Genomic DNA, 24507 nt, shown 5'->3' on the forward strand with positions numbered 1-24507 from the left:
GCGCGCCGCGCGCTCCGCACTGGTATGGCAGGGATCGTACGAAGGTCACACAATTGACGGGTGAGCATGAGACGCACGACGGGGGCGGCCCGGGCGGCCACAAGAACGCGGACGACGGCGGCCACAAGAACGCGGACGGCACGCACGGCCGGCCTGGTCGCCGCCGCGCTGCTGGGCTCGCTCCTCGCGGGCTGCACCGGCGGTGACGGCGGCGGCGCGGACGACGGCGGCTCCGCAACGCACAGCCGGAGCCCCGACGAGAGCGCCCGGCCCGCCGGACCACTGCTCGCCGTCAAGATCGACAACGTCGCCCCGGCCCGCCCACAGGCCGGGCTCGACGCGGCCGACGTCGTCTACGCCGAGCAGGTCGAGGGCGGCCTGAGCCGGCTGATGGCCGTGTTCGCCACCAAGCTGCCCGAGGCGGTCGGCCCGGTGCGCAGCGCACGCGAGTCCGACCTGGAACTGCTGCGCCAGTTCGACGACCCGACGCTCGCCTTCTCCGGCGCCCAGCACAAGCTGCTCCCCCTGATCGACAAGGCACCGCTGCGGGCCGCGACCCCGGAGTCGGAGCCGGATGCCTACTACCGGGCGAAGGGCCGCCAGGCACCGCACGACCTCTTCCTGCACCCGCGCGCGCTGCTGAAGTCCGCGCCCGGCGCGGACGCGCTCACCACCGGCTTCGCCTTCGGCGCCGCACCCTCGGGCGGCAGCCCCGTGACCGACCGCACGGTCCGCTTCCCGGCGGCCCGGTTCACCTTCGCCTGGTCCGCCGACCGCCACCGCTGGCTGGTCTCGACGGACGGCCGGCCGACGGTGACGACCGACGGCACCCGGGTGGCCCCCGCCACGGTGGTCGTGCAGTACGTGACCGTGCGCGCCTCCCGCTTCCACGACTACCTCGGCAGCACGACGCCGTACACGCAGACCGTGGGCACGGGCCGGGCGGAGGTGCTGCGCGACGGCCGCACGTACGAGGGCCACTGGAAGCGGGACACCGCGACGGACGGCACCAGGTTCACCACCGCGGACGGTGCGCCGCTGAACTTCGCGAAGGGCCAGGTGTGGGTGGTGCTGGCGAAGAAGCCGTGACGGACCGGCCCGGGCGCCCTGCCCCGGGGCTCAGACCGCGCGGAGCTTCTCGGCCGCGTCGGACACCTTGCCGATGAGGGCGAAGAACTGCTCCTGCTCCCCGGCGGTGAGAGGCGCCAGGAAGACCTGGTTCATCCGCGCCGTGCGGACCGTCAGCCGGCGGTGGACGCGCACGCCCTCCTCGGTCAGATCGAGCAGGAAGCGGCGGCCGTCCCGCGGGTCACGGACCTTGTCGAGCAGGCCCCGGCGGCTCAGCCGGCTGATGACCTCGGCGATGGTCGACCGGTCCAGGCCGACCCGCTCCCCCACCGTGCGCTGGTCGAGCCCCGGCTCGGCGACGAGCGCGTTGAGCACCGCGAACTGCGGCGAGGTGATCTCCTCGGAGACCATCGTGTTCCACAGCAGGTAGTGCGCCTGCTGGAGCCGCCGGGCCAGGTGCCCGGGATGGGTGGAGAGGTCCACCGCGGCCATGTGTGCTCCTCGGGATGCCGGGGGCGGGATTTCGTTGGTGCACTGAATGATATCCGGGAGTCGAGCCCCGCGTCGCGCCCTCCCGATCTCCGGCCACAGGACCGTGACCTGCGGATTGACCGCTGAGGTCTTGACGGCGGCGAGAGGCGGTGGCAGCGTGTGGTCCACCTCGCTGAAATACTCAGTGCGCTGATTAAATGCCCGCTTCGACGACGAAGGAGCCGCACGGATGGACAAGGTGATCGCCACGGCCGCGGAGGCGGTGGCGGACATACCCGAGGGCGCGTCGCTCGCGGTGGGCGGGTTCGGGCTCAGCGGTGTGCCGAACGTGCTGATCGAGGCGTTGTACGAGCGGGGCGTCGGTGGACTGAGCGTGGTCTCCAACAACTGCGGCGCCATGGAGTCCGGCCTCGCGGTGCTGCTCGCGGCCGGGCGGATCGTCCGGGTGACCGGCTCCTACATCGGCGGGAACAAGGAGTTCGCCCGGCAGTACCTGGGCGGCGAACTGGAGCTCGAACTCATCCCGCAGGGCACGCTGGCCGAGCGGCTGCGGGCCGGCGGCGCCGGGATCCCCGCGTTCTACACCCCGGCGGGCGTCGGCACCCAGGTCGCCGAGGGCGGGCTGCCCTGGCGGTACGACGGCTCCGGCGGGGTCGCGCTGGCCTCGCCGCCCAAGGAGGTCCGCGAGTTCGACGGCACGGAGTACGTGCTGGAGCGCGGCATCCGCACCGACTTCGCCCTCGTCCGGGCCGCCAGGGGCGACCGGCACGGCAACCTGGTCTTCAACAAGTCCACCCGCAACTTCAACCCGCTGGCGGCCATGGCGGGCAAGGTCGCGATCGCCGAGGTCGAGGAACTGGTGGAGCCCGGCGGGATCGAGCCGGACGCGGTCCACCTGCCCGGCATCTTCGTGCAGCGCGTGGTCGCGCTCACCCCCGGGCAGGCGGCCGACAAGAGGATCGAGAAGCGGACGGTGAGTTCCTGATGGCCTGGACACGCGAGCAGATGGCGGCCCGCGCGGCCCGCGAACTCCGGGACGGCCAGTACGTCAACCTCGGCATCGGCCTGCCCACCCTCATCCCGAACCACCTCCCCTCCGGCGTCGAGGTGATCCTCGAGTCCGAGAACGGCATCCTGGGCACCGGCCCCTACCCCGCCGAGGACGCCGTCGACCCGGATCTGATCAACGCCGGCAAGGAGACCGTCACGGTCCTGCCGGGCGCGTCCTTCTTCGACTCGGCGCTCTCCTTCGGCATGATCCGCGGCGGCCACATCGACGTCGCCGTGCTGGGCGCCATGCAGGTCTCCGAGAAGGGCGACCTGGCCAACTGGGCCGTCCCGGGCAAGATGGTCACCGGGATCGGCGGGGCGATGGACCTCGTCCACGGCGCCCGTACGGTCATCGTCGTGATGACGCACACCGCCAAGGACGGCACGCCGAAGATCCGTACCGAGTGCGCGCTGCCGCTGACCGGCAAGGGGTGCGTCGACCGGATCATCACCGACCTCGGCGTCCTGGACGTCACCGACGGCGGCCTCGTCCTCGTCGAGACCGCCCCCGGTGTGACGGTGGAGGAGATCACCGCCGCGACCGACGCCGAACTCACCCTCGCCGAGGGACTGGAGGAACTGCTGTGAAGGACGTCTACCTCGTCGACGCGGTCCGCACGCCGATCGGCCGCTACAACGGCGGCCTCGCCTCCGTCCGCCCGGACGACCTCGCCGCCCACACCATCCGCCGACTCCTCGCCCGTACGCCGGACTTGGACCCCTCCCGCGTCGAGGACGTCTACTACGGCAACGCCAACGGCGCCGGCGAGGAGAACCGCAACGTCGCCCGCATGGCAGGACTGCTCGCCGGGCTCCCGACCTCCGTCCCCGGCGTCACCGTCAACCGGCTGTGCGCCTCCGGGCTCGAAGCCGTCGTCCAGGCCGCCCGCGCCATCGCCGTCGGCGACGCCTCCGTCGTCCTGGCCGGCGGCGTGGAGTCGATGACCCGGGCTCCGTACGTCCTGCCCAAGAACGACAAGCCCTTCCCCGCCGCCCACACCGAGCTGTACTCCACCACCCTCGGCTGGCGCATGGTCAACCCGGACATGGACCCGCGGTGGACCGTCCCGCTCGGCGAATCGGCCGAACTCATCGCCGACAAGCACAAGATCGGCCGCGAGCAGCAGGACGAGTTCGCGTTCGGGAGCCACCAGAAGGCGGCGAAGGCGCAGGCCGAAGGGTTGTTCGACGCGGAGATCGCTCCCGTGCCGGTCCCGCAGCGCAAGGGCGACCCGCTCCTCTTCGGCGCCGACGAGTCCGTACGCGGCAACGCGTCCCTCGACGCCATGGCCAGGCTCAAGCCGTCGTTCCGCGAGGACGGCGGGACGGTGACGGCCGGGAACGCCTCGCCGTTGAACGACGGCGCCGCGGCACTGCTCCTGACCGACGAGGAGGGCCTGAAGGCCACCGGCCGCGAGCCCCTCGCCCGTGTCTCCGCCACCGGGGTGCACGCCGTCGACCCGCACTACTTCGGCCTCGCCCCCGTCGAGGCCGTCAACCGGGCCCTGGCCAAGGCGGGGAAGTCCTTCGCCGACCTCGACGTGCTGGAGCTGAACGAGGCGTTCGCCGCCCAGGTGCTCGGCTGCCTCGCCGAATGGCCCGAGTTCGACCCGGCGATCCTCAACCCCCAGGGCGGCGCCATCGCCCTCGGCCACCCCCTCGGTGCCTCCGGTGCCCGCCTCGCCGGCACCGTCGCCCACCAGCTCGCGCGCAAGGGCGGCGGGGTCGGCGTCGCCACCCTGTGCATCGGCGTCGGCCAGGGCCTCGCACTCGTCCTCGAACGCTGAACCGCACCCCCGCAAGGGCCCTCACACGACAAGGAGTCCGGCCCATGGCCCTGACCCAGTACGACATCGACCAGGAGATGGCGGCGGAGCGCGAGGCGTACGACAAGCGCGTCGCCGGGGGCGCGCCCGTCGAGCACCACCCGCGCCGGGACTACGCCCCCTACCGCTCCTCGGTACTGCGCCATCCCCGGCAGCCGCCCGTAGCGATCGACGTGACGAAGGACCCGGAGATGGTGGAGCTGTCCTCCCCCGCCTTCGGCGAGCGCGACCTCACCGCGATCGACAACGATCTCACCAGGCAGCACCCCGGGGAACCGGTCGGCGAGCGCATCACCGTCTCGGGCCGGCTCCTCGACCGCGAAGGGCACCCGGTACGGGGGCAGTTGGTGGAGATCTGGCAGGCCAACTCGGCCGGCCGCTACGCCCACCAGCGCGAGCAGCACGACGCCCCCCTCGATCCCAACTTCACCGGCACCGGCCGCACCCTCACCGACGACGAGGGCTGCTACCGGTTCACCACGATCCAGCCGGGTCCGTACCCGTGGCGCAACCATGTCAACGCCTGGCGGCCCGCGCACATCCACTTCTCCCTGTTCGGATCGGCGTTCACCCAGCGGCTGGTGACGCAGATGTACTTCCCGAACGACCCGCTGTTCCCGTACGACCCGATCCTCCAGTCGGTGACGGACGAGGCGGCCCGGCAGCGGCTGATCGCCCGTTACGACCACAGCCTGTCGGTGCCGGAGTTCTCGCTCGGCTACCACTGGGACATCGTGCTCGACGGCCCGCACGCCACCTGGATCGAGGAAGGACGCTGATCCGCCATGACGAGGACCGACACGAGCAGCCCCGAGAGCCTGCCGCCCACCCCGTCGCACACGGTCGGGCCGTTCTACGGGTACTCCCTGCCGTTCACCGGCGGTGAGGAGATCGCCCCGCTGGGCCACCCGGACACCGTCACCGTGCACGGTTACGTACGTGACGGCCAGGGCGACCCGCTGCCTGACGCGCTGGTCGAGGTGTGGGGTGCCGACCCCGACGGCCGGGTGCCGACGACCGACGGTTCCATGCGGCGCGACCCGGCGAGCGGCGGCTACCTGGGCCGCAACGGGGTGGAGTTCACCGGCTGGGGCCGCGTCCAGACGGACGCCGACGGCCACTGGTACGTGCGGACGCTGCGGCCGGGGGCGCGCGGGAACAGCGCGCCGTATCTGAGCGTGTGCGTGTTCGCGCGCGGGCTGCTGGTGCACCTGTTCACCCGGATCTATCTGCCGGGCGACGACGCCGCGCTCGCCGCCGACCCGCTGCTGGGGCGACTCGACGACGAACGGCGGGCCACGCTGATCGCGACGGACGAGGGCGCCGCGTACCGTTTCGACATCCGCCTCCAGGGCGAAGGAGAAACGGTCTTTCTGGAGTACCGGTGAGTCTGGAGTGCCCGCGGTGATCTTGGAGTGCCCAGTGGTTCTGGAGTGCCAGTGACATTTCGCGATCAGGACGCCGGCCGGCCCGGTGGGCGGGACGCCGGTCTGCTCGCCCCCGGGTGGGTCGGCGCGCCCGCCGAGTCCGCCGCCTCGGACGCCGCCTATCTGCGGGCCCTGCTGGAGGCGGAGGCCGCGCTCACCCGGGCGCAGGCGGCGCTGGGGCAGGCCCCGGCCGCGGCCGCGGCCGCGGTGACCGGGGCGGCGGCCGACCCGGGACGCTTCGCGCTCCGGGACCTCGCCGAGCGGGCCCGCGGCGGCGGCAACCCGGTGATCCCGCTGGTCGGGGAGCTGACCCGGGCCGTCGGCGACGCGCACGGGCCGTACGTCCACCGGGGCGCGACCAGCCAGGACATCATGGACACGGCGACGATGCTGGTCGCCGCCCGCACCCTGGATCTCGTCCTCGCCGACCTCGCCCGCACCGAACGGGCGCTGGCCCGGCTGGCGGCCGAACACCGGGACACGGCGATGCCGGGCCGTACCCTCACCCAGCACGCCGTACCGACGACCTTCGGGCTCAAGGCCGCCGGGTGGCGGTCGCTGGTCCTGGACGCGCGGGACCGGGTACATGCCGTACGGGACCGGCTGCCCGCCCAACTCGGCGGCGCGGCGGGCACATTGGCGGCGTTCACGGCGTACGGCGCCGAGGACGCGACGGCGCTGCCGGCCGCGTACGCCCGGGAGCTCGGGCTCGCCGTGCCGGAGTTGCCCTGGCACACGCTGCGCACGCCGGTGGCCGACCTCGCCGGGTGCCTCGCGTTCACGGCGGGTGCGCTGGGCAAGCTCGCGGCCGACGTGCTCGTCCTCGCCCGTACCGAGACCGCCGAGCTGGCGGAGGGCAGCGGCGGCGGCTCGTCCGCGATGCCGCACAAGGCCAACCCCGTGCGCGCCACGCTGCTCGCGGCGGCCGCCCGGCGGGCGCCGGGGCTCGCGGCGACGCTGTACGGCTCGCTGGCCGCCGAGGACGAGCGGCCGGCCGGGGCCTGGCACGCCGAGTGGGAGCCGCTGCGGGACCTGCTGCGGCTGACCGGCGGTGCCGCGCGGGACGCGGCCGAGCTGACCGAGGGGCTGCGGGTGCGTGCCGACGCGATGCGGCGCCATCTGGACCTCACCCACGGGCTGATCGTCTCCGAGCGGCTCTCGGCGGAGCTGGCGCCCGTGCTGGGCCGGGCTCGGGCGAAGGAACTGCTCACCGAGGTGGCCCGGCGCGCCTGGGCGGAGGACCGCCCGCTCGCCGAAGTTCTCGCCGAGGAGCGCGAGTTGAAGGGTGTGGTCGATCTGGCCGACCTCACCGACCCCGCCCACTACACCGGCTCCGCCGGAGCCCTCACCGACCGTGCCCTGGAGCGACGTTGACCGACACCCTTCTCGACCACCGTGCGGAAGGCCCCGCTTCCGCTCCCCCGCTGCTGCTCGGGCCCTCGCTGGGCACGTCGTCCGCGCTGTGGGACCGGGTCGCGCCCGAACTGTCCATATCCCACCGGGTGATCCGCTGGGACCTGCCCGGGCACGGCGGCTCGTCGCCGGATCTGATCGGGCCCGGCGCGACGGTCGCCGACCTCGCGGACCTGGTGCTCGCGCTCGCCGACTCGCTCGGGGTGGAGCGGTTCGCGTACGCGGGGGTGTCGCTGGGCGGTGCGGTGGGGCTGCACCTGGCCGTCCATCACCCCGAGCGGGTGTCCTCGCTGGCCGTGCTCTGCTCCTCCGCGCACTTCGACGGGGCGAACGGGGCGCGGGGATGGACCGAGCGGGCCGCGCGGGTGCGGGCGGAAGGGGTGGAGTGGCTGGCCGGGACCGCGGACGCGCGGTGGTTCACGCCCGGGTTCACGGTGCCGGAGCTGGTCGAGGACCAGCGGCGGGCCGATCCGGGGGCGTATGCAGCGTGCTGCGACGCGTTGGCCGCGTACGACCTGCGTGGGGAGCTGTCCCGGATCGGTGCGCCGACGCTCGCGGTCGCCGGGCGGGAGGATCCCGCGACGCCGCCGGCGCATCTGCGGGAGATCGCCGACGCGGTGCCGGGGGCCGCCCTCGTGGAGCTGCCGGGCGTCTCGCATCTGGCGCCGGCGGAGCGGCCGGAGGCCGTGCTGACCGCGTTGCGCGGGCACTTCGGCGGTGCTGCCGGGAGTGCGCGGCGGGGGATGGCCGTACGGCGTGAGGTGCTCGGGGATGCGCACGTGGACCGTGCGCAGGCGCGGCAGACGGCGTTCACCGCGCGGTTCCAGGACTTCATCTCGCGGTATGCGTGGGGGGAGGTGTGGACGGATCCGACGCTGTCGCGGCGGGAGCGGAGCATGGTGACGTTGACGGCGCTCGTCGCGCACGGGCATCACGAGGAGCTCGCGATGCATGTGCGGGCGGCACGGCGGAACGGGCTGACGCCGGAGGAGATCGGGGCGGTGCTGTTGCAGGCGGGCGTCTACTGCGGGGTGCCCGCGGCCAACTCGGCGTTCGCGGTGGCCGAACGCGTCCTGTCGGAGGACAGGTAAATCTTCCTCGCCCCCGCCGCCCCTACCCTTCCCGTCCCTTCAAGGGGCTCCGCCCCTTGGACCCCGACACGGGGCTTCGCCCCGTTGCGCGCCCACGCGGCGGAGCCGCACGGTGACACAGCCCCGCGCCCCTGATCAGGGGCGCGGGGAACTGCGCAATCTTTTCGGGGGTCCGGGGGCTTGCCCCCGGGGACGGGAAGGGTAGGGGCGGCGGGGGCGAGGTAAAAGGTCAGGTGCCCCGCAGCGCTTCCCTCGCCCCGGCCGCCAGGCCGTCCGCCCCGCAGGACTCCGCCAGTGTCAGGGCCCGTTGCAACTCGGCCCGCGACGCCGTCGCAACCCCATACTCCAGGCGCGCCGCCGCGTGTTCGTACGCGGACGGCGACGCCTCCAGATACGTCACCGCCCGCTCGTACAGCACCACCGCCCTCCGCCCCGTCTCCAACGCGGCAGCGCACCGCAACGCCTCCCCGATCGCCGTGTCCGTCCCGAACCGTTCCGCCTCCTGCCGCGCCCCCGCCGCCAGCTCCGCGGCCCGCCGCGGATCGGCCCCTGCCAGTGCCCGCGCGAGATCCAGCGCCCACGGCGCGAGCACCGTGTTGTGGTGCCCCCGCGCACTCGCCGCCTTCGCCGCGTCCTCCAGCTCGTTGATGCCGTCCTGCGTACGCCCGGTGGCCAGCAGCAGCCGGCCCCGCACGGACCGGATGTCGGGCAGCACGATCGTCGACGGGTACGGCGGCCCGAACCCGTACTCCTCGGCCACCTTCGCCGCCTCCTCCGCGTGCCCGCGCGCGAGCAGCGTGTCGACGAGGCCACAGGTCGCGGACCAGTGCAGCGGCAGCCCGCGGCCGACCCGCTCGGCGAGCCGCAACGCCTCGCGCTGCGACTCCTCGGCCTCGCGCAGCCGCCCCCGCCTGCGGTGGGCGAGCCCGACGAAGGCATGGGCCAGCGCCAGGTGGCCGCCGCTCCAGCCCGCGGTGGTGTAGGCGTGCAGGGCCTCGGAGAAGAGGGCCTCGGCGCGGTCCAGGTGATCGGCGTAGGCGTAGGAGCTGCCGAGCATCATCAGCAGCTCCATGCCCCACTCGGTGTCGGTCCAGCCGAGTCCGGGGGCGAGCCTGCCGTTGACGAGGGCCCGGTCGCTGAACTCCACGACCTGCTCGGCGCTCTCGCCGCGGGTCATGGCGTCGAAGCCGCGCAGGATCAATAACGCCCGCTCGGCGTTGTCCCGGCCGGTGCAGGCCGCCGCGAGATCGGCGAGACCGGTGGAGCGGGAGGGGGTGCCCTCCTCGGGGGCGTGGATGCCCTCCCACATGTAGTGCACGGCCCGCAGCCGGGTCCTGGCGGGGCCGTCCGGGAGCCGCGCGGCCTCGGCGTCGACCGTGCGGACGGCCTCCTCCAGCTGGTTGTTGTGCAGCAGCGCCTGGGAGAGCCGGTGGACGGCGTCGACGCGGACGTCGCCCTCCAGACCGGGCAGCGCGAGGGCCTCGCGGAGGTATTCGACAGTGGTCGCGGGCGAGGTGAGCAGGGTGGCGCAGCCCAGTTCGTACAGGACGTGCGGGTGGACCTCGGGGGCGGGCGGTTCGGCGAGCGCGCGTTCCAGGCAGCGGCGGGCGGGGTCGGGGGCGCCGACGGCGAGGTGTTCGCGGGCGGCCTCCCGCATCTGCTCGACCAGTTCGGCGTCGTCGTCCGGGTGGACGAACATCAGGTGCCGGGAGATGACGGCGGCGCCCATGCCGCAGTCGGCGACGACCCGTGCGGCGATGCCGTGCATGGCGGTGCGCAGCGCGTCGGGGATCGCCTGGTAGATGTCGGTGGCGACCAGTGAGTGGACGAACTCCAGCTCGCCGTCGAGGGCTCCGCCGCCTGGGGTGGGGTCGGAGGCGGTGAGCACGCGGGCGGTGGTGAGGAGTTCGGCGCAGTGCGCGGCGTCCTGTCGGTCCAGACCGGCGAGGCGGGCCACGAGGTCGACGGTGATGCCGTTGCCGAGGATCGCGGCGGCCCAGGCGAACCGGGTGGCGTCCACGCCGAGTTGTTCGAGGCGGGCGAGGAGTCCGCGGCCGCGGGCCGACTTGTTCAGCACGCGCAGTTCGGTGGCGGAGGACTCGACGGGTTCGAGCCGGCTGTCCCGCACCTTGGCGAGGAGTTCCACGGTGTCGTACGGGTTGCCGCCGGTGACGGCCCACACCTCGCGGCAGAACGGGGCGTCGGCCCGGGCGCCGAGGGTGTCGCGGGTGAGTCCCGCGGTGGCCTCGGGGGTGAGCGGGCGGAGCGGGATCGCGGGGCGGGCGGAGCGGGCGGCGACGGCGTCGAGGTGGCGGGCGGCGGCCTCGCCGGCCTCTCCGGGGCGGCGGGCGACGACGACCAGGGCGGGCAGGTCGCCGGCCTGCTCGACGAACGCGGCGAGCCAGCCGAGGGTCTCCTGGTCGGCCCAGTGGGCGTCGTCGATGAGCAGCACGAGCGGCCATTCACGGCGGGCGAGCCGGCGTACGGCGGTGACGAGGCCGTCGCGCACGGCCTGCGGGTCCGGCGGGCGGGCGCCGGGTTCGGTTATGCCGAGGGCGGGGCCGGAGACCTCGTACCAGTCGCCGAGGTAGTCGTGGGCCTCGTCGGGGGTGAGCTGCACGAGTGCGGGCTGGAGGAGCTGGCGTAAGACGTTGAACGGCACGGAGGTGACGGTCTCGCCGCCGCGGGCGTACCAGACCGTGCAGCCGAGCTTCTCGGCCCGGTCGCGGACCTCGCCGAGCAGGGCGGTCTTGCCGAGCCCCGCCTCCCCCGTGACGACGAGCACGCTCCCGGTCCCCGGGGCGCCGCCGGCTTCCGAAGCGCCGGCGGTTTCCGGGGCGCCGGCGGGTGCGTCGGCGCGCAAGGCTTCGACGGCCCTGGAAACGGTGCGGAGCTCGTCCTCGCGTTCCCACAGGGAAGCCGAGGGGACCGCGTCCGGCGGTACCTCCGTCATCCCGCTACCTCCCCAGGCCGCCCAAATGACGTACAGGCAATGAGCGTAGCCGTCCCGGCCGACGGAGGGGACGGCTGTCGGACACGTGTTGCCGGTTGCACCGGAAACGAGGTACGGGGAGGCGGGGCGGTGGTATAGGAGCGGATCACGACGGGAAAGAAGGGGTGCCCTCTCATCCCTCTTTCACGGTGGACTCATACGGTGGGGTCATGACGCAGGTGACTCCCCCCGGGTGGTATCCCGACCCCGGGCAGAACAGTGACGGCCCCGCCACGGAACGCTGGTGGGACGGCAAGGCCTGGACGGAACGCATCCGCCCCGCGACTCCCCCGCCCCCGGCGGACGGGAGCCCGACGGACGCGGGTCCCGCGGACGCGGCCACCGACGGGGAACCGGCCGGCGCCGGTTCCCCCGGCGGGGGCTCTGCCGACCCGGCTGCCGCGGACCCGGGCGCCGCTTCCCTCGGCGTGAGCCCGGCGGACGCGGGCCCCGCCGAGGCGGGAGCCACCGGCGGTGGCCCGGCGGGCGGCAGCCCCGCGGCGGCGGGGTCCGCAGGCGCGACCCCGGCCGGTACCGGCTCCGCGGGCTCGCCTCCCGGCACGAGCGCCGCGTCCGCGCCGTCGGCGGGCGGGAGCCCGGCCGGCGCGGACGCCGCTTCCACCGGGGGCGGCCCGGCGGAGGCCGGCCCCGCCGGCCCGGCGCCCGGCGCGAGCCCGGGGGCTCCGGCTTACGGCGGAGCCCCGGGTGCCGGGGGCGCGGCGGCCCCGGGGGCGCCCTTCGGCGGGGAGCCGGCGGTGGGCAGTGCCCAGGTCCCGTACGGCGGCCCCCCGGCCCCGGACGGGACCCCGTACTTCGGCGGGCCCCCGGCGCCCGGCGGAGCCCCCTACTTCGGCGGGGCACCGGGCGGGGCGCCCGGTGGGGCGTACCCGGGGGTCTACCCCGCGCCGTATCCCGCCCCCGCCCCGGCCCCCGCACGCCGGGGGCTTCGGGTCGGGATAGCCGTGGGTGCGGCCGTCGCCGTGCTGGCCGGGATCGGGGCCGGGACGTATGTGCTGACCAAGGACGACGGCGGCAACAGCGGCAGCAGCAGCGCACAGGCGCCGGGCGGCGGTGGCCGCAACGGCGGTCAGGGCGGCGGCCCCTTCGGGCAGGGCGGCAACGGCGGGCCGGAAGGCGGCTCCGGCGGGTCCGGGGGTTCCGGCGGCTCCGGCGGGGAGTCGCCGGACCCGGACCAGTCCGAGGCGCCGAAGATCGAGAGCGGCTCCGTCGCCGACCCGGTCGACGGGATCAGCCTGCCGGTCCCGGACGGCTGGTACGGCCAACAGGGCCAGATCGGCGCCCAGTTGTCGTCGAAGGACTCGTACAAGTGCCCCGGCGACACGTCCAAGACGTGTACGCGCGGCGGCGCGTACTCCACGCCCGCGCTCGCCCTCGGCACCAAGGGCAGCACCGCCGAGGAGGTGGCGAAGGCGGACATCGCCGCCAACGCCGAGGAGTCCTACGGCGGCAGCAGCTACGGCAGCATCACCTCGCACGAGGTGCTCGCCTCCAAGGCGGTCACCGTGGCCGGGCAGAAGGGCTACCTGGTGCGCTGGAAGGCGGTCACCAGCAAGGGCGCGGACGGCTATGTGCAGTCGCTCGCGTTCCCCTCCCCGGCGAGCGCGAAGCAGATCGTCGTGGTGCGGTTCGGCGTCGACGTGGACCAGAAGCAGTCGCTCCTGGACGACATCACCGAGGGGATCAAGGTCTCCGAGGGCGGCGGCAGCGGGCAGGACGTCTGACCCCCGCACACCGCGCACACACGAATCCGGCCGGGTGGACCCCCTCTCCGCTCCGGAGGGGGTCCACCCGGCCGGGTGGTGCGCCGCGCCCGTCCCCACGGTGCGGCGCGCAGGCCGTCGTCCGGTCATCCCACGGACGGCGGGCCTGGCTCTAGGGCCCGTCCGGGGCGAGGCCGAGCGCCGGAAGCACCGCCGCCTCGACGAAACGCTCCAGGTACGCGCCATCCGCGTACCGTCCTTCGAGCATGGGGCGGACCTTGGCCATACCGATGATCTGCGCCGGCAGGTACGGCAGGGCGGGATGGTCGGCGCGGACCTCGCCGCGCTCGACACCGCGCCGCACGATCGCCTCCAGCATCCGCACCTCGGGCTCCACCAGCGTCTCGCGCAGCGCCCGCCGGAGTTCCGGGTCCAGCATCACCGCGTTGCCGAGCGCCTGCATCAGCCGGGTGTCGCGCACGGACCCCCCTGCCTCCCGCGCGACCGCCCGCAGGTCCCCGGCGAGCGACCCGGTGTCGATGCCCGCGAACCGTACGCACCGGCTGGAGCGGAGCGCCGCGGCGACGAACCGCGGCTTGGTCTGCCACTGCCGGTAGAGCGTGGACTTGCTGCAACGGGCAGTGGCCGCGACGCCCTCCATGGTGACCGCCTCGTAGCCGCATTCGCGGACCTGTTCGAGTACGGCGTCGAAGAACTCCTGCTCGCGCTCGGGGGTGAGCTTGGAGCGGCGCGAGGCGGCCCCCGACGGGGACGCGTCCGCTGCCTGCGACGTCATGACCGCGCTCCTCCCACTCCCGCTCTTCCGTGCTCCGTGTTGCCCCGTGTCCCGGCGGCTCAATCCGCGTGAACCCGTGGTGCTCTTCACACAGTACATCGATACGCCAGTGTACCGATACGCGACCGTATCGGTACACTGGCGTATCGATGAGTCCGGCGTGCTCCCGCACGGCCCGGGCTCCGTACCACCGTCAGCAAAAGGACCGCGGGATGGCTTCCAGAACCGAGCCGCCGGACAGCGAACCATCCGGCAGCGGGACCGACGCGTCCGTCAGGCCGCCGCTCCTACGTGAACTGCTCCTCGTCGTCGGACTGTTCCTCGTCTACAAGGCCGGCCGGCGACTGGCCGACGGCCATGTCGCGGAGGCCTTCGGCAACGCCCACCGGGTCTGGGACCTGGAACGGGCCGTGCACCTGCCGGGCGAGGGGGCCGTGCAGTCCCTGCTGCTGCACGGCGACGCCCTGGTGCACGTGGCCAACACCTACTACGCGGTGGTGCACTTCCCCGCCACCGTCGCCTTCCTCGTCTGGCTGTATCTGCGCCGCCCGGCGCACTACGTGTGGTCCCGCCGGGTCCTCGCACTGGTCACCGGCGCGGCACTCGTCCTGCATCTGGCCTTCCCGCTCGCCCCGCCGCGCCTGCTCGGCGCCGCCCATCTGGTGGACACCGGACAGGTCTACGGGCCGACGGTCTACGGGGCCCACCCGGCGACCGACGCGATGGCGAACCAGTTCGCGGCCATGCCGTCGCTGCACTTCGGGTGGGCGCTGATGGTCGCGCTCGGGCTGATCGCGGCGACCCGGTCGCGAGGGCGGTGGCTGTGGCTGCTGCACCCGGCGGTGACGCTGCTGGTCATCGTCGGCACGGCGAACCACTTCTGGCTGGACTCCCTGGTGGTGGCGGCGCTGCTCGGCCTCGCGCTCGCCGTCGTCCCGTCGCCGGTACGGCGGGCGAGGGACACGGACAGGACAAGGGGTGGGGCGGGCGCGTCGCCCGCCGGGTCCGACGTCGGCCGGCCGGCCGGCGTCCCGGGTGCCGGGCCCGCCGCGGGGGACGCGAGCACCGGAGGCAAGGGGCTCGTGGGGGCACGGCGATGAACGCGACCGTCCTCGCCGTGGCGCTGTCCCTGGTCTCGGCCGTCGCCTACGCGGCCGCCGCGGTGGCGCAGGAACGGCTCGCCGCCCGCAGCGCGGGCACCGGTCTGCTGCGGCTGCTCGCGCACGGGGCCTGGTGGTGGTCGGTGCTGCTCAACGCGGCGGCCGCGCTGCTGCACGTCGCCGCGCTCAAGTACGGCACCCTCACGCTGGTGCAGCCGCTGGGCGCCCTGACCCTGGTGGCCGCGGTGCCGCTGGGGGCGCGGGCGGCCGGACGGCGGGTCACCGCGGCGGAGTGGCGCGGCACCGCGCTGACCCTGGCCGGGCTGGCGGCGCTGCTGGTCGCCGCGTCCGGGCCGGCCCCGGAGCGGATCCTGAGCCTGCCGCAGGCGCTCGCGGTCGCCGGGGTGACGACGGCGCTCATCGGCATGCTGGCCCGGCCGGGCGCCCGGCCGGGGCTGCGGCACGCGACGGCGTCCGGGGTCGCGTCGGGCGTGGCCTCCGCGCTGACCCAGACGGTGACGGTGGCCGCGACCGACCGCGCCGAACCGGCGCTCGGCGCGCACGTCATCGTCGTCGCGCTGCTGGTGACGGCGTTCGCGGCGGCGGGCCTGCTGCTGTCGCAGACGGCGTACCGGGGCGGCCTGGGCGCACCGCTCGCGGTGGTGACGCTGGCCAACCCGGTCGCGGCGGCGGCGATCGGCGTGACCCTGCTGGGCGATCGGCTGCGCGGCGGTCCGGCAGGACTGCCGGCCGGGGCCCTCGGGGCGGTGCTGGCCGCGTGGGGAGTCGTGGTGCTGTCCCGGGCGGCCCGGGACGTGGGCGCGGTACCGGTACCGGCCGCGGTGGCCGTGCCGGAGGAGCACCCCGTCGCCGCGGTGCTCGCGCTGGACCCCGCGAGCTGCCCCACGGAGGCGCCGGCACGGCGCCCCTCGCCCCCCACCGTCGTACCCGCTCCCCGGGGCTCGACGGTTCCCAGTCAGTGAGCCGGTGAGGGGGAGCGGGCCCCGCTCCCCCTCACCGGCCCGGGCCCGGCCCTCACAGGTCCAGGACCAGCCGCTCCCCCCGGCACCGCGAGACGCAGATCATCATGGTCTCGCCCGCCGCCCGCTCCTCCTCGGTCAGCACCGAGTCACGATGCTCGGGCACCCCTTCGAGGACGTCCGTCTCGCACGTCCCGCACGTCCCCTCCGTGCAGGAGTACAGCACCTCGACGCCCGCACCCCGCACCGCGTCCAGTACCGAGGTCCCCGCCGACACGGTCACCGTCCTGCCCGACCGCCGCAGCTCGACCTCGAACTCCCCGTCCGGCCCGCCCGGCCGCTGCACCGGCTGGAACCGCTCCAGGTGCAGCACCCCCGCCGGGCACCGCGACTCCACGGCGTCCAGCAGCGCCCCCGGGCCGCAGCAGTACACGAGCGTGCCCTCCGCGAGCCCGTCGAGCGCGGCGGCCAGGTCGAGCAGGCCCACCTCGTCCTGCGGGGCGAGGGTCACCCGGTCGCCGTACCGTCGCAGCAGCTCCCCGGTGAACGCCATCGACCCGCGGGTCCGCCCGCCGTACAGCAGCGACCACTCGGCCCCGGCCGCCTCCGCCGCCGCGAGCATCGGCAGGATCGGGGTGATGCCGATGCCGCCCGCGACGAACAGGTACCGCGCGGCCGGCCGCAGCGCGAAGTGGTTGCGCAGCCCGCGCACCCGCACCTTGTCGCCTTGCCGCAGCTCGCCGTGCACGTACGCCGATCCGCCCCGCCCGTCCGGCTCGCGCAGCACGGCGAGCCGCCACGCGGTCCGGTCGGCCGGGTCGCCGCACAGCGAGAACTGACGCTCCAGTCCGGGGCCGAGCAGCAGATCGACGTGGGCACCCGGCTCCCACGCCGGCAGCGCCTCGCCGAGCGGATGGCGCAGGGTGAGCGCGAGCACGCCGTCGGCGACGGACTCCCGCCGCTCGACGACGAGCTCGGCCTCGTACGTACCGGTCATGCGCCCCGTCCTCGTACCTCGTGTGCGTCATGTGCCTCATGTGCCTCATGTGCGGCGGGATGTCCGGGATGCCCCGGATGGGCGAGCATCCACTCCCACATCTCCACCGGATCCTGCGCGGTGTGCTCCGTCCCGCAGTGACAGGTGCCGTGCAGGAGGTCCGTGCCCGGCACCCAGTCGACGCGGTAGACCTCACCGGAAGCAGCCGCGCTCACCGCACCCCCTCCACCGGCTTCTCGCCCTCCTCCACGAGGCGGGCCAGGATCCGCCGCGCGGCCAGGCCGCCGGTGTCGATGTTGATGCTCAGCTCCTGGTAGCCGGTGCGCTCGGTGCCGAGCGTGCGCTGGAGCAGGTCGAGCGCGTCGACGTCCTGCATCACCACGGTGTGGTTGTTGGCCCGCAGGAACTCGGTGACCTCGGCGTCCTCGACGGCCCAGTCCCGGGAGACCATCCAGAAGTCGTACACGTGGCCGTCGCCGGAGGGCGTGATGGCGTACGTGATCTCGGTGTGGAAGCCGTGCGGGTCGCTGCCGTCCGGCTCGGGCACGACGCCGACCGGGGCGATGCGGCTGTGCAGCAGATACAGACAGGGGGCGTGGTACTCGATGTCCTGCCAGCGGGAGATCCGGCCCGTGAGGCCGGTGGACCGGGCGTAGAACGAGGGGCACTCGGCGTCGTCCATGTGCCGGCCGACCCGTACGATCCCGGCGCCCTCGTCGACCTCCGTGGTGATCGGCGTCTCGGCGACCTCGGGGGTGCCGATGTAGCCGCCGTGGAGATACGTCTCGTGGGAGAGGTCGAGCAGGTTGTCCACGAGGAGCCCGTAGTCGGCGTCGATGGGCTCCATGCCGCGCACGGTGACCCAGCCGGGGGCGTCGAGATGCCGGGCGCGCGGCACGGCCTCCGGGTCGGCGAGCGCGGGGTCGCCGATCCACACCCACACCAGCGAGTCCCGCTCGACGACGGGGTAGGAGGCGACACGGGCGGTGCGCGGCACGCGCTTCTGCCCGGGTACGAACACACAGGCGCCCGTGGTGTCGTAGGTGAACCCGTGGTAGCCGCAGACGACGCGGTCGCCGTCGAGCCGGCTCGCGGAGAGCGGGTAGCGGCGGTGCACGCAGCGGTCGTGCAGCGCGACGGGTGTGCCGTCCTCCTCGGTGCGGTAGAGGACGAGCGGCTCCCCGAGGATCGTCCGGCCGAGCAGTTCCTCGCGTCCGACCTCGTGACTGTAGGCGGCGACGTACCACTGGTTCCTGGCGAAGGCGGTGATGTGCGGCATGGCGCTCCCGTCCCTGAGAGCGGGGCGTCGTCGCCCCGCGTGCCGTGGTTGCCCACAGATTCGTGACGCACGACACACCCGGGCAAGGGCTCTTCCGTCAGACGGAACACCGCCTCGTCGGCGCCTCCGTGTCCGGGCGGGATGCGGACCGGCGCCGTACGCCCGTTGTACTTCTCCCCGTCACAGGAGTGCCCTCGCGCCCTTCCCTCTCGTTCGGTGCACTTGGAACACTCCATGCGCGTACGACGAAGCGCCCCCCGGCGGGCCGGCCCGCCGGAAACCGAGCAGCAGCAGAAGGAGAGGGCCCCGCCCATGCCCGAGGTCAACCGGCGCCGATTCCTGCAACTGGCGGGCGCCACCGCCGGTTTCAGCGCCCTGTCCGGCAGCATCGAGCGCGCCGCCGCGCTCCCCGCGCACCACGGCTCCGGCACGATCGAGGACGTCGAGCACATCGTCGTCCTCATGCAGGAGAACCGGTCCTTCGACCACTACTTCGGCTCCCTCAGAGGCGTCCGCGGCTTCGGCGACCCGCACCCCGTGACCCTGCCGAGCGGGAAGTCCGTGTGGCACCAGCCGCACGGCGACAAGGAGGTCCTGCCCTTCCGCCCCGACGCCGACGACCTGGGCCTGGCGTTCATCCAGGACCTCCCGCACGGCTGGAACGACGGCCACGCGGCGTTCGCCGGGGGCAAGTACGACGGCTGGGTGGGCGCCAAGTCAGCCACCACCATGGCGTATCTGACCCGCGAGGACATCCCGTTCCACTACGCCCTCGCCGACACCTTCACCGTCTGCGACGCCTACCACTGCTCGTTCCTCGGCTCCACCGACCCCAACCGCTACTACATGTGGACGGGGTACACCGGCAACGACGGCAGCGGCGGCGGCCCCGTCCTCGGCAACGACGAGGCCGGTTACCACTGGACGACGTACCCCGAGCGGCTGGAGAAGGCGGGCGTCTCCTGGAAGATCTACCAGGACGTCGGCGACGGCCTGGACGCGAACGGCAGCTGGGGCTGGATCCCGGACGCCTACCGCGGCAACTACGGCGACAACTCGCTGCTCTACTTCGACCAGTACCGCGATGCCAAGCCCGGCGACCCGCTGTACGACAAGGCCCGCACCGGCACGGACGCCCGTAAGGGCGAGGGCTTCTTCGACCGGCTGCGCGCGGACGTCACCGGCGGCCGGCTCCCGAAGATCTCCTGGGTCGTCGCCCCCGAGGCGTTCACCGAGCACCCCAACTGGCCCGCCAACTACGGCGCCTGGTACATCTCCCAGGTCCTGGACGCGCTCACCGCCGACCCCGAGGTGTGGGCGCGGACGGCGCTGTTCGTGACCTATGACGAGAACGACGGCTTCTTCGACCACGTCGTCCCGCCCTTCCCGCCCGCCTCCGCCGCGCAGGGCGGATCGGCGGTCGACGCGAGCCTGGACGTGTTCCCCGGGAACGCCGCGCTCATCGCCGGGCCGTACGGCCTTGGCCAGCGGGTGCCGATGCTCGTCATCTCGCCCTGGAGCAAGGGCGGTTACGTCTGCTCCGAGACGCTGGACCACACCTCGATCATCCGGTTCATGGAGCGCCGCTTCGGTGTCCACGAGCCGAACATCTCGCCCTGGCGGCGCACGGTCTGCGGCGATCTGACCGCCGCGTTCGACTTCTCGCGCCGGGACACCAAGGACGTCTCGCTGCCGGGCACCGACGGCTACCGGCCCAAGGACGACCAGCGCCACCCCGACTACGTGCCCACCCCGCCGGCCACGGGTGTCCTGCCCCGGCAGGAGCGGGGCACGCGCCCGGCACGGCCCCTGAAGTACGTGCCCCACGTGGACGCTGCGGCCGACCCGGCCGCCGGGACGCTGAGGCTCACCTTCGCCTCCGGCGCGCACGCGGGGGCCGCGTTCCTGGTGACCTCCGGCGATGCCGCCGACGAGGGCCCGTGGACGTACACGGCGGCGCCCGGCCGTACGGTCTCCGGCACATGGGGCCGGGGTGCGGCGAAGGGCGCGTACGACCTCACCGTGCACGGACCCAACGGATTCCTGCGGGAGTTCGCGGGCACGACAGGGGCCGGCGCCCCCGAGGTGACCGCGCGGCACACCCACGGCGACCTGGAGCTGACCTTCAGGGGCGGCCGTTCCGGCGCGACCCGGTTCACGCTCGCGGGGGCGCGGGGCGGGTCGCGGACGGTGCGGGTGCGGGCCGGGGAGCACGTACGGCACCGCGTTCCGCTGGCGGCGAGCCGGCGCTGGTACGACCTCACGGTCACCGTCGAGGGGGACCCGTCCTTCCGGCGCCGCTTCGCGGGGCACGTGGAGAACGGCCGGGCGGGCGTGAGCGACCCGGCGCTGGGCGGGGAGTGACGGAGGCGGGCGCCCCCGCACCGGTACGGGAGTTGTGCGCGTGACGGAAGCGGGTGGTGTCGTGTCCGGGCGGGAGTGGGAAGAATGGACGGTTGCGTCGGGGGCGGCTCGCGGTAGTGTGCCCCGGTGACCACGCATTCGAACACTCCCGCAGGCTGGTACCCGGATCCGCACGGCGCGGTACAGACCCTGCGCTACTGGGACGGCACCCAGTGGACCCAGCACACCAGCCCGGACCAGCGGGGTGCGCAGCAGGCACCGCCCGCCCCGGGGGCCGCCCCGGCCATGCCCCAGCAGCCCGCCCCCGCCGACCCCCGTGTGCAGCACCAGGTGCAGCAGCAGGCGGGGGTGGCCCCGGGCGCGGCGGGCGGCGGTTCGCTGTTCAGCGAGCCGGTGCTCGTGGTGAACCAGAAGGCCAAGCTGATCGAACTCACCAACGAGTACAAGGTCTTCGACCAGCAGGGCAACCAGATCGGCTCGGTGGCGGAGGTCGGCCAGAGCGGTCTGAAGAAGGCGCTGCGGTTCGTCTCCAGCCTGGACCAGTACATGACCCACAGGCTGGAGATCCGTGACGCGTACGGGCAGCCGCAGCTGCTGCTGACGCGGCCCGCGAAGTTCATCAAGTCCCGGGTGGTCGTGGAGCGTCCGGACGGGCAGCCGGTGGGCGAGATCGTCCAGCAGAACGCAATCGGGAAGATCAACTTCGCGATCAACGCGGGCGGTCAGAAGATCGGCGCGATCAAGGCCGAGAACTGGCGGGCGTGGAACTTCGCGATCACCGACCACGCGGAGAACGAGGTCGCCCGCATCACGAAGACGTGGGAGGGCCTCGCCAAGACGATGTTCACCACGGCGGACAACTACGTCCTCCAGATCCACTTCCAGCTCCCGGAGCCGCTGCGGAGCCTCGTCGTCGCGACGGCGCTGACGGTCGACACGGCCCTCAAGCAGGACGCGCGCGGCCTGGGCTGACGCCCGGGGCTCGCGCCCGAAGCCGGGCGCGCGCAGGCCGTGGCTTGTCGCGCGGTTCCCCGCGCCCCTGAAGACTCCGGGGCGCCCCCTGCTTCTGAGGGGCGCGGGGAACCGCGCGAGAAGCCCCACCGGCCGTCAGCCGACAACGCACCCCACCCCGCCCCCAGCCCCCGCAGGGACACACCACGCTTTCATAACGTCAACAATATTGTCAGCCATGGCCATTGACCATGGCCCACCCGCGCCTCTAACTTCCCGGGCAGCACCACTGCGCACCACCGTCGGATCACCGTCGCCGCACAGAGGAGCCAGCCCATGCGTCGCCTGCTCGCCGCGCTCGCGGTCGGAGCGTTCGTGGCCGCCACGTCGGCCTGCGGATCGTCGGACGGTTCCTCGGGGGCGTCGTCCGCGTCCTCCGGCGGCACCACCACGGTCAAGGTCGGGATCATCCCCATCCTCGATGTCGCCCCGCTCTACCTGGGGCAGCAGCAGGGCATCTACGAGAAGCACGGCCTGAAGCTGGAGATGACCCCCGCGCAGGGCGGCGCGGCCATCGTGCCCGCCGTGGTCAGCGGCCAACTCCAGTTCGGTTTCAGCAACATGGCCTCGCTGATGCTCGCCCAGACCAACAACGTGCCCGTCAAGGCCGTCGTCGAGGGCGTCAACTCCACCGGTGTGGACGGCAAGGACTTCGGCGCGACCGTCGTCAAGAAGGGCAGCCCCCTCACGTCCGCCAAGGACCTGGAGGGCAAGAAGGTCGCCGTCAACACACTGAAGAACATCAACGACACCACCGTGCGCGAGTCGGTGCGCGAGGCCGGCGGCGACCCCTCGAAGGTGAAGCTCGTGGAGCTGGCCTTCGACCAGATGCCGGCCGCGCTCGACAAGGGCCAGGTCGACGCCGCGTTCGCGGTGGAGCCCGCGCTCACCACCATCAAGGAACAGGGCGGCACCGAGATCGCCTCGTCGTACGTGGACGTGGCGAAGAACCTCACCGTGGCGATGTACTTCACCTCGCAGAGCTACGCGCAGAAGAACCCGGACACGGTGAAGAGGTTCCGGGAGGCGACCGAGGAGTCCCTCAAGTACGCCGACGGACACCCGGACGAGGTCCGCGAGGTGCTCACCACGTACACCAAGATCCCCTCCTCCCTGCTGTCGAAGCTCACCCTGCCGAGCTGGCCCGCCGAGGCCAACCGCGCCTCCATCGAGACGCTGATGAAGCTCGGCCGGCAGGACGGCCTGTACGCGTCCGAGCCCGACCTGGACAAGCTCCTGCCGTGAGCGGCCGGAACCGCGCACACCGCGGAACCCAGGACCGCCAGAACCCCACCCGCGCCCACCGCGGAACCCAGGACCGCCGGGCCCCCGCCCGCGCCCACCGCGGAACCTTCGAGAACACCTTCCTCGGCCTCGCCGGCCTCCTCGCCTTCCTCGCCCTGGGCGAGGCGGTACCCCGGCTCGGCCTGGTCAAGGAGGCCTACTTCCCGCCCACCAGCCGTATCGCCGACGCCCTCGGCCACGAGCTCGCCGACGGCGCCTTCTGGACCGCCCTCGGCGACACCCTCACCGGCTGGGCGCTCGGCCTCGCCCTCGCGGTGGGCGCCGGCATCGCGGCCGGGGTGCTCGTCTCCGTCGTCCCGTATCTGCGCGAGGCCACCGCCTCGACCATCGAGTTCCTGCGCCCCATCCCCTCCGTCGCCCTGATCCCCCTCGCCGTCCTCCTCTACGGCACCGAACTGCGCTCGGTCCTGCTGCTGGTGGTGTACGCCTCCTTCTGGCAGGTGCTCATCCAGGTGCTGTACGGCGTCCAGGACGTCGACCCGGTGGCCGAGGAGACCGCCCGCGCCTACGGCCTCGGCACCTGGGCCCGGATCCGCCATGTGCTGTGGCCGACCGCGCTGCCGTACGTCATGACCGGCGTCCGGCTGGCCGCCGCGGTCGCGCTGATCCTCGCCATCACCGCCGAACTCGTCATCGGCGCACCGGGGCTGGGCTCCCGCATCGCGGTGGCGCAGACCTCGCAGGCGGTGCCCGAGATGTACGCGCTCGTCGTCGTCACCGGGCTGCTCGGCCTGCTGATCAACGTGGGCGCACGCGCGGTGGAGCGGCGTGCGCTGGCGTGGCACCAGTCGGTGCGCGGGGAGGTGGCGGTGTGAAACGGGTCCTGCTCAGGGTGGTGTACACGGGCGCGCTCCCCGTCCTCCTGGTCGTCGGCTGGTGGCTGGCCTCCGACGGCTCGACCAATGTCTACTGGCCGCCGCTGCGCACGACCCTCAAGGCGTTCCCCGACGTGTGGACCGGCGACCGGCTCCGCGCCGACGTCCTGCCCAGCGTGTGGCGGCTGCTCGCCGGGTACGCGGCCGCCGCCGTCATGGGCGTGGCGCTCGGCACGGTGATCGGCTCCTACCGGCGGGTGCGCGCGGTGTGCGAGCCTGTGCTCGAGTTCCTGCGGGCGGTGCCGCCGCCCGTCCTGGTGCCGGTCATCATGCTGTTCGCGGGCATCGGCGACGGCATGAAGATCACCGTCATCGCGAGCGGCTGTGTATGGCCGGTGCTGCTCAACACCGTCGAGGGCGTCCGCGCCGTCGACCCGGTGATGGCGGAGACGGCCCGCAGCTACGGCATCACCGGCACCGCCCGGCTGCGCACGGTGGTGCTGCGCGCGGCGAGCCCGGGGATCGTCGCCGGGCTGCGGCAGGCGCTGTCGATCGGCATCATCCTCATGGTCATCAGCGAGATGTTCGCGGCCGACAGCGGACTGGGCTTCACCATCGTGCAGTTCCAGCGCGGGTTCGCGATCCCCGGCATGTGGACCGGGATCCTGCTGCTCGGGCTGCTGGGGTTCGTGCTGTCGATCCTGTTCCAGCTGGTCGAGCGGCGGGTGCTCGGCTGGTACCACGGGCTGCGCGCGGCCGGCCGGCGGTCCTCGTGAATCC

General features: G+C 73.6%; 22 protein-coding genes and 1 pseudogene. 17 read left to right on the forward strand and 6 right to left on the reverse strand.

The window, feature by feature from the left end; translation table 11 throughout:
- Positions 1 to 66 precede the first annotated feature (66 nt).
- Entirely contained in the window at positions 67 to 1089 is a 1023-nt protein-coding gene (locus IO29_RS20830) for a DUF3048 domain-containing protein (RefSeq protein ID WP_030378690.1), read from the forward strand.
- 30 nt (positions 1090 to 1119) lie between these two features.
- On the opposite strand, the gene IO29_RS20835 is transcribed toward IO29_RS20830, so the two are convergent.
- Entirely contained in the window at positions 1120 to 1560 is a 441-nt protein-coding gene (locus tag IO29_RS20835; protein WP_030378691.1) for a MarR family winged helix-turn-helix transcriptional regulator, read from the reverse strand.
- 229 nt (positions 1561 to 1789) lie between these two features.
- Between IO29_RS20835 and IO29_RS20840 the strand changes: the two genes are divergently transcribed.
- Genes IO29_RS20840 through pcaD form a run of 7 tightly spaced genes read left to right on the forward strand, consistent with a single transcriptional unit; the run spans position 1790 to position 8367 of the window.
- Complete coding sequence (locus tag IO29_RS20840) at positions 1790 to 2545, forward strand: CoA transferase subunit A (protein ID WP_030378692.1); 756 nt, start codon at positions 1790 to 1792, stop codon at positions 2543 to 2545.
- Entirely contained in the window at positions 2545 to 3198 is a 654-nt protein-coding gene (locus IO29_RS20845; RefSeq protein WP_030378693.1) for a CoA transferase subunit B, read from the forward strand. The genes IO29_RS20840 and IO29_RS20845 overlap by 1 nt, the downstream gene beginning before the upstream one ends.
- Positions 3195 to 4397, forward strand: coding sequence for a thiolase family protein (locus tag IO29_RS20850; RefSeq protein ID WP_030378694.1), 1203 nt, complete (start codon positions 3195 to 3197; stop codon positions 4395 to 4397). Before IO29_RS20845 ends, IO29_RS20850 begins: the two co-directional genes overlap by 4 nt.
- Before the next feature lie 44 nt (positions 4398 to 4441).
- Positions 4442 to 5215, forward strand: coding sequence for a protocatechuate 3,4-dioxygenase subunit beta (pcaH, locus tag IO29_RS20855; RefSeq protein ID WP_030378695.1), 774 nt, complete (start codon positions 4442 to 4444; stop codon positions 5213 to 5215).
- Between the two features lie 6 nt (positions 5216 to 5221).
- Positions 5222 to 5824 carry a protocatechuate 3,4-dioxygenase subunit alpha gene (gene pcaG, locus IO29_RS20860; protein WP_030378696.1) on the forward strand — a complete coding sequence of 201 codons (603 nt, stop codon included), beginning with the start codon at positions 5222 to 5224 and terminating at the stop codon, positions 5822 to 5824.
- A gap of 51 nt (positions 5825 to 5875) precedes the next feature.
- A complete protein-coding gene (gene pcaB, locus IO29_RS20865) occupies positions 5876 to 7237 on the forward strand; it encodes a 3-carboxy-cis,cis-muconate cycloisomerase (protein ID WP_051707201.1) in 1362 nt (453 codons plus the stop codon).
- On the forward strand, positions 7234 to 8367 hold the full coding sequence (pcaD, locus tag IO29_RS20870; RefSeq protein ID WP_030378698.1) for a bifunctional 3-oxoadipate enol-lactonase/4-carboxymuconolactone decarboxylase PcaDC: 1134 nt from the start codon (positions 7234 to 7236) through the stop codon (positions 8365 to 8367). The genes pcaB and pcaD overlap by 4 nt, the downstream gene beginning before the upstream one ends.
- 229 nt (positions 8368 to 8596) lie before the next feature.
- Here the strand turns inward: pcaD and IO29_RS20875 are convergent, their stop codons facing one another.
- Positions 8597 to 11320: an ATP-binding protein gene (locus IO29_RS20875; RefSeq protein WP_030378699.1), complete on the reverse strand. Its 2724-nt coding sequence runs from the start codon at positions 11318 to 11320 to the stop codon at positions 8597 to 8599.
- 209 nt (positions 11321 to 11529) lie between these two features.
- On the opposite strand from IO29_RS20875, the pseudogene IO29_RS36775 reads away from it, so the two are divergent.
- Positions 11530 to 11649: pseudogene (locus IO29_RS36775) on the forward strand (DUF2510 domain-containing protein); the annotation flags it as partial.
- A 465-nt stretch (positions 11650 to 12114) separates the two neighbouring features.
- Positions 12115 to 13101, forward strand: coding sequence for a hypothetical protein (locus tag IO29_RS20880; protein WP_234307456.1), 987 nt, complete (start codon positions 12115 to 12117; stop codon positions 13099 to 13101).
- A 151-nt stretch (positions 13102 to 13252) separates the two neighbouring features.
- Here the strand turns inward: IO29_RS20880 and IO29_RS20885 are convergent, their stop codons facing one another.
- Entirely contained in the window at positions 13253 to 13876 is a 624-nt protein-coding gene (locus IO29_RS20885) for a TetR/AcrR family transcriptional regulator (protein ID WP_030378700.1), read from the reverse strand.
- A 212-nt stretch (positions 13877 to 14088) separates the two neighbouring features.
- Here IO29_RS20885 and IO29_RS20890 point away from each other — a divergent pair, with 212 nt between their 5' ends.
- Complete coding sequence (locus IO29_RS20890; RefSeq protein ID WP_030378701.1) at positions 14089 to 14976, forward strand: phosphatase PAP2 family protein; 888 nt, start codon at positions 14089 to 14091, stop codon at positions 14974 to 14976.
- Entirely contained in the window at positions 14973 to 15959 is a 987-nt protein-coding gene (locus IO29_RS20895) for a DMT family protein (RefSeq protein WP_030378702.1), read from the forward strand. The genes IO29_RS20890 and IO29_RS20895 overlap by 4 nt, the downstream gene beginning before the upstream one ends.
- A gap of 52 nt (positions 15960 to 16011) precedes the next feature.
- On the opposite strand, the gene IO29_RS20900 is transcribed toward IO29_RS20895, so the two are convergent.
- The 3 genes from IO29_RS20900 to IO29_RS20905 are packed head-to-tail and all read right to left on the reverse strand — an operon-like array spanning position 16012 to position 18232.
- A complete protein-coding gene (locus IO29_RS20900) occupies positions 16012 to 16953 on the reverse strand; it encodes a PDR/VanB family oxidoreductase (protein WP_030378703.1) in 942 nt (313 codons plus the stop codon).
- The gene (locus IO29_RS36780) at positions 16950 to 17168 is read right to left on the reverse strand and encodes a hypothetical protein (RefSeq protein WP_078618157.1); all 219 of its coding nucleotides are present in this window, start codon (positions 17166 to 17168) and stop codon (positions 16950 to 16952) included. Before IO29_RS36780 ends, IO29_RS20900 begins: the two co-directional genes overlap by 4 nt.
- On the reverse strand, positions 17165 to 18232 hold the full coding sequence (locus IO29_RS20905; RefSeq protein WP_030378704.1) for an aromatic ring-hydroxylating dioxygenase subunit alpha: 1068 nt from the start codon (positions 18230 to 18232) through the stop codon (positions 17165 to 17167). The genes IO29_RS36780 and IO29_RS20905 overlap by 4 nt, the downstream gene beginning before the upstream one ends.
- A gap of 312 nt (positions 18233 to 18544) precedes the next feature.
- Here IO29_RS20905 and IO29_RS20910 point away from each other — a divergent pair, with 312 nt between their 5' ends.
- From IO29_RS20910 to IO29_RS20930, 5 genes are all read left to right on the forward strand, one after another.
- Positions 18545 to 20596, forward strand: a complete 2052-nt coding sequence (locus IO29_RS20910; RefSeq protein WP_030378705.1) for a phosphocholine-specific phospholipase C — start codon at positions 18545 to 18547, stop codon at positions 20594 to 20596.
- A gap of 126 nt (positions 20597 to 20722) precedes the next feature.
- Positions 20723 to 21568 (forward strand): LURP-one-related family protein, encoded by an 846-nt coding sequence (locus IO29_RS20915; RefSeq protein ID WP_030378706.1) that lies wholly within the window; start codon positions 20723 to 20725, stop codon positions 21566 to 21568.
- Between the two features lie 315 nt (positions 21569 to 21883).
- A complete protein-coding gene (locus tag IO29_RS20920) occupies positions 21884 to 22852 on the forward strand; it encodes an ABC transporter substrate-binding protein (RefSeq protein ID WP_030378707.1) in 969 nt (322 codons plus the stop codon).
- Positions 22853 to 23007: 155 nt separating this feature from the next.
- Positions 23008 to 23727: an ABC transporter permease gene (locus IO29_RS20925; protein WP_033224543.1), complete on the forward strand. Its 720-nt coding sequence runs from the start codon at positions 23008 to 23010 to the stop codon at positions 23725 to 23727.
- On the forward strand, positions 23724 to 24503 hold the full coding sequence (locus IO29_RS20930) for an ABC transporter permease (RefSeq protein ID WP_030378709.1): 780 nt from the start codon (positions 23724 to 23726) through the stop codon (positions 24501 to 24503). The genes IO29_RS20925 and IO29_RS20930 overlap by 4 nt, the downstream gene beginning before the upstream one ends.
- The last annotated feature ends 4 nt before the right edge of the window (positions 24504 to 24507 follow it).

Source organism: Streptomyces sp. NRRL F-6676 (assembly GCF_000725625.1).
Classification (GTDB): Bacteria; Actinomycetota; Actinomycetes; order Streptomycetales; family Streptomycetaceae; genus Streptomyces.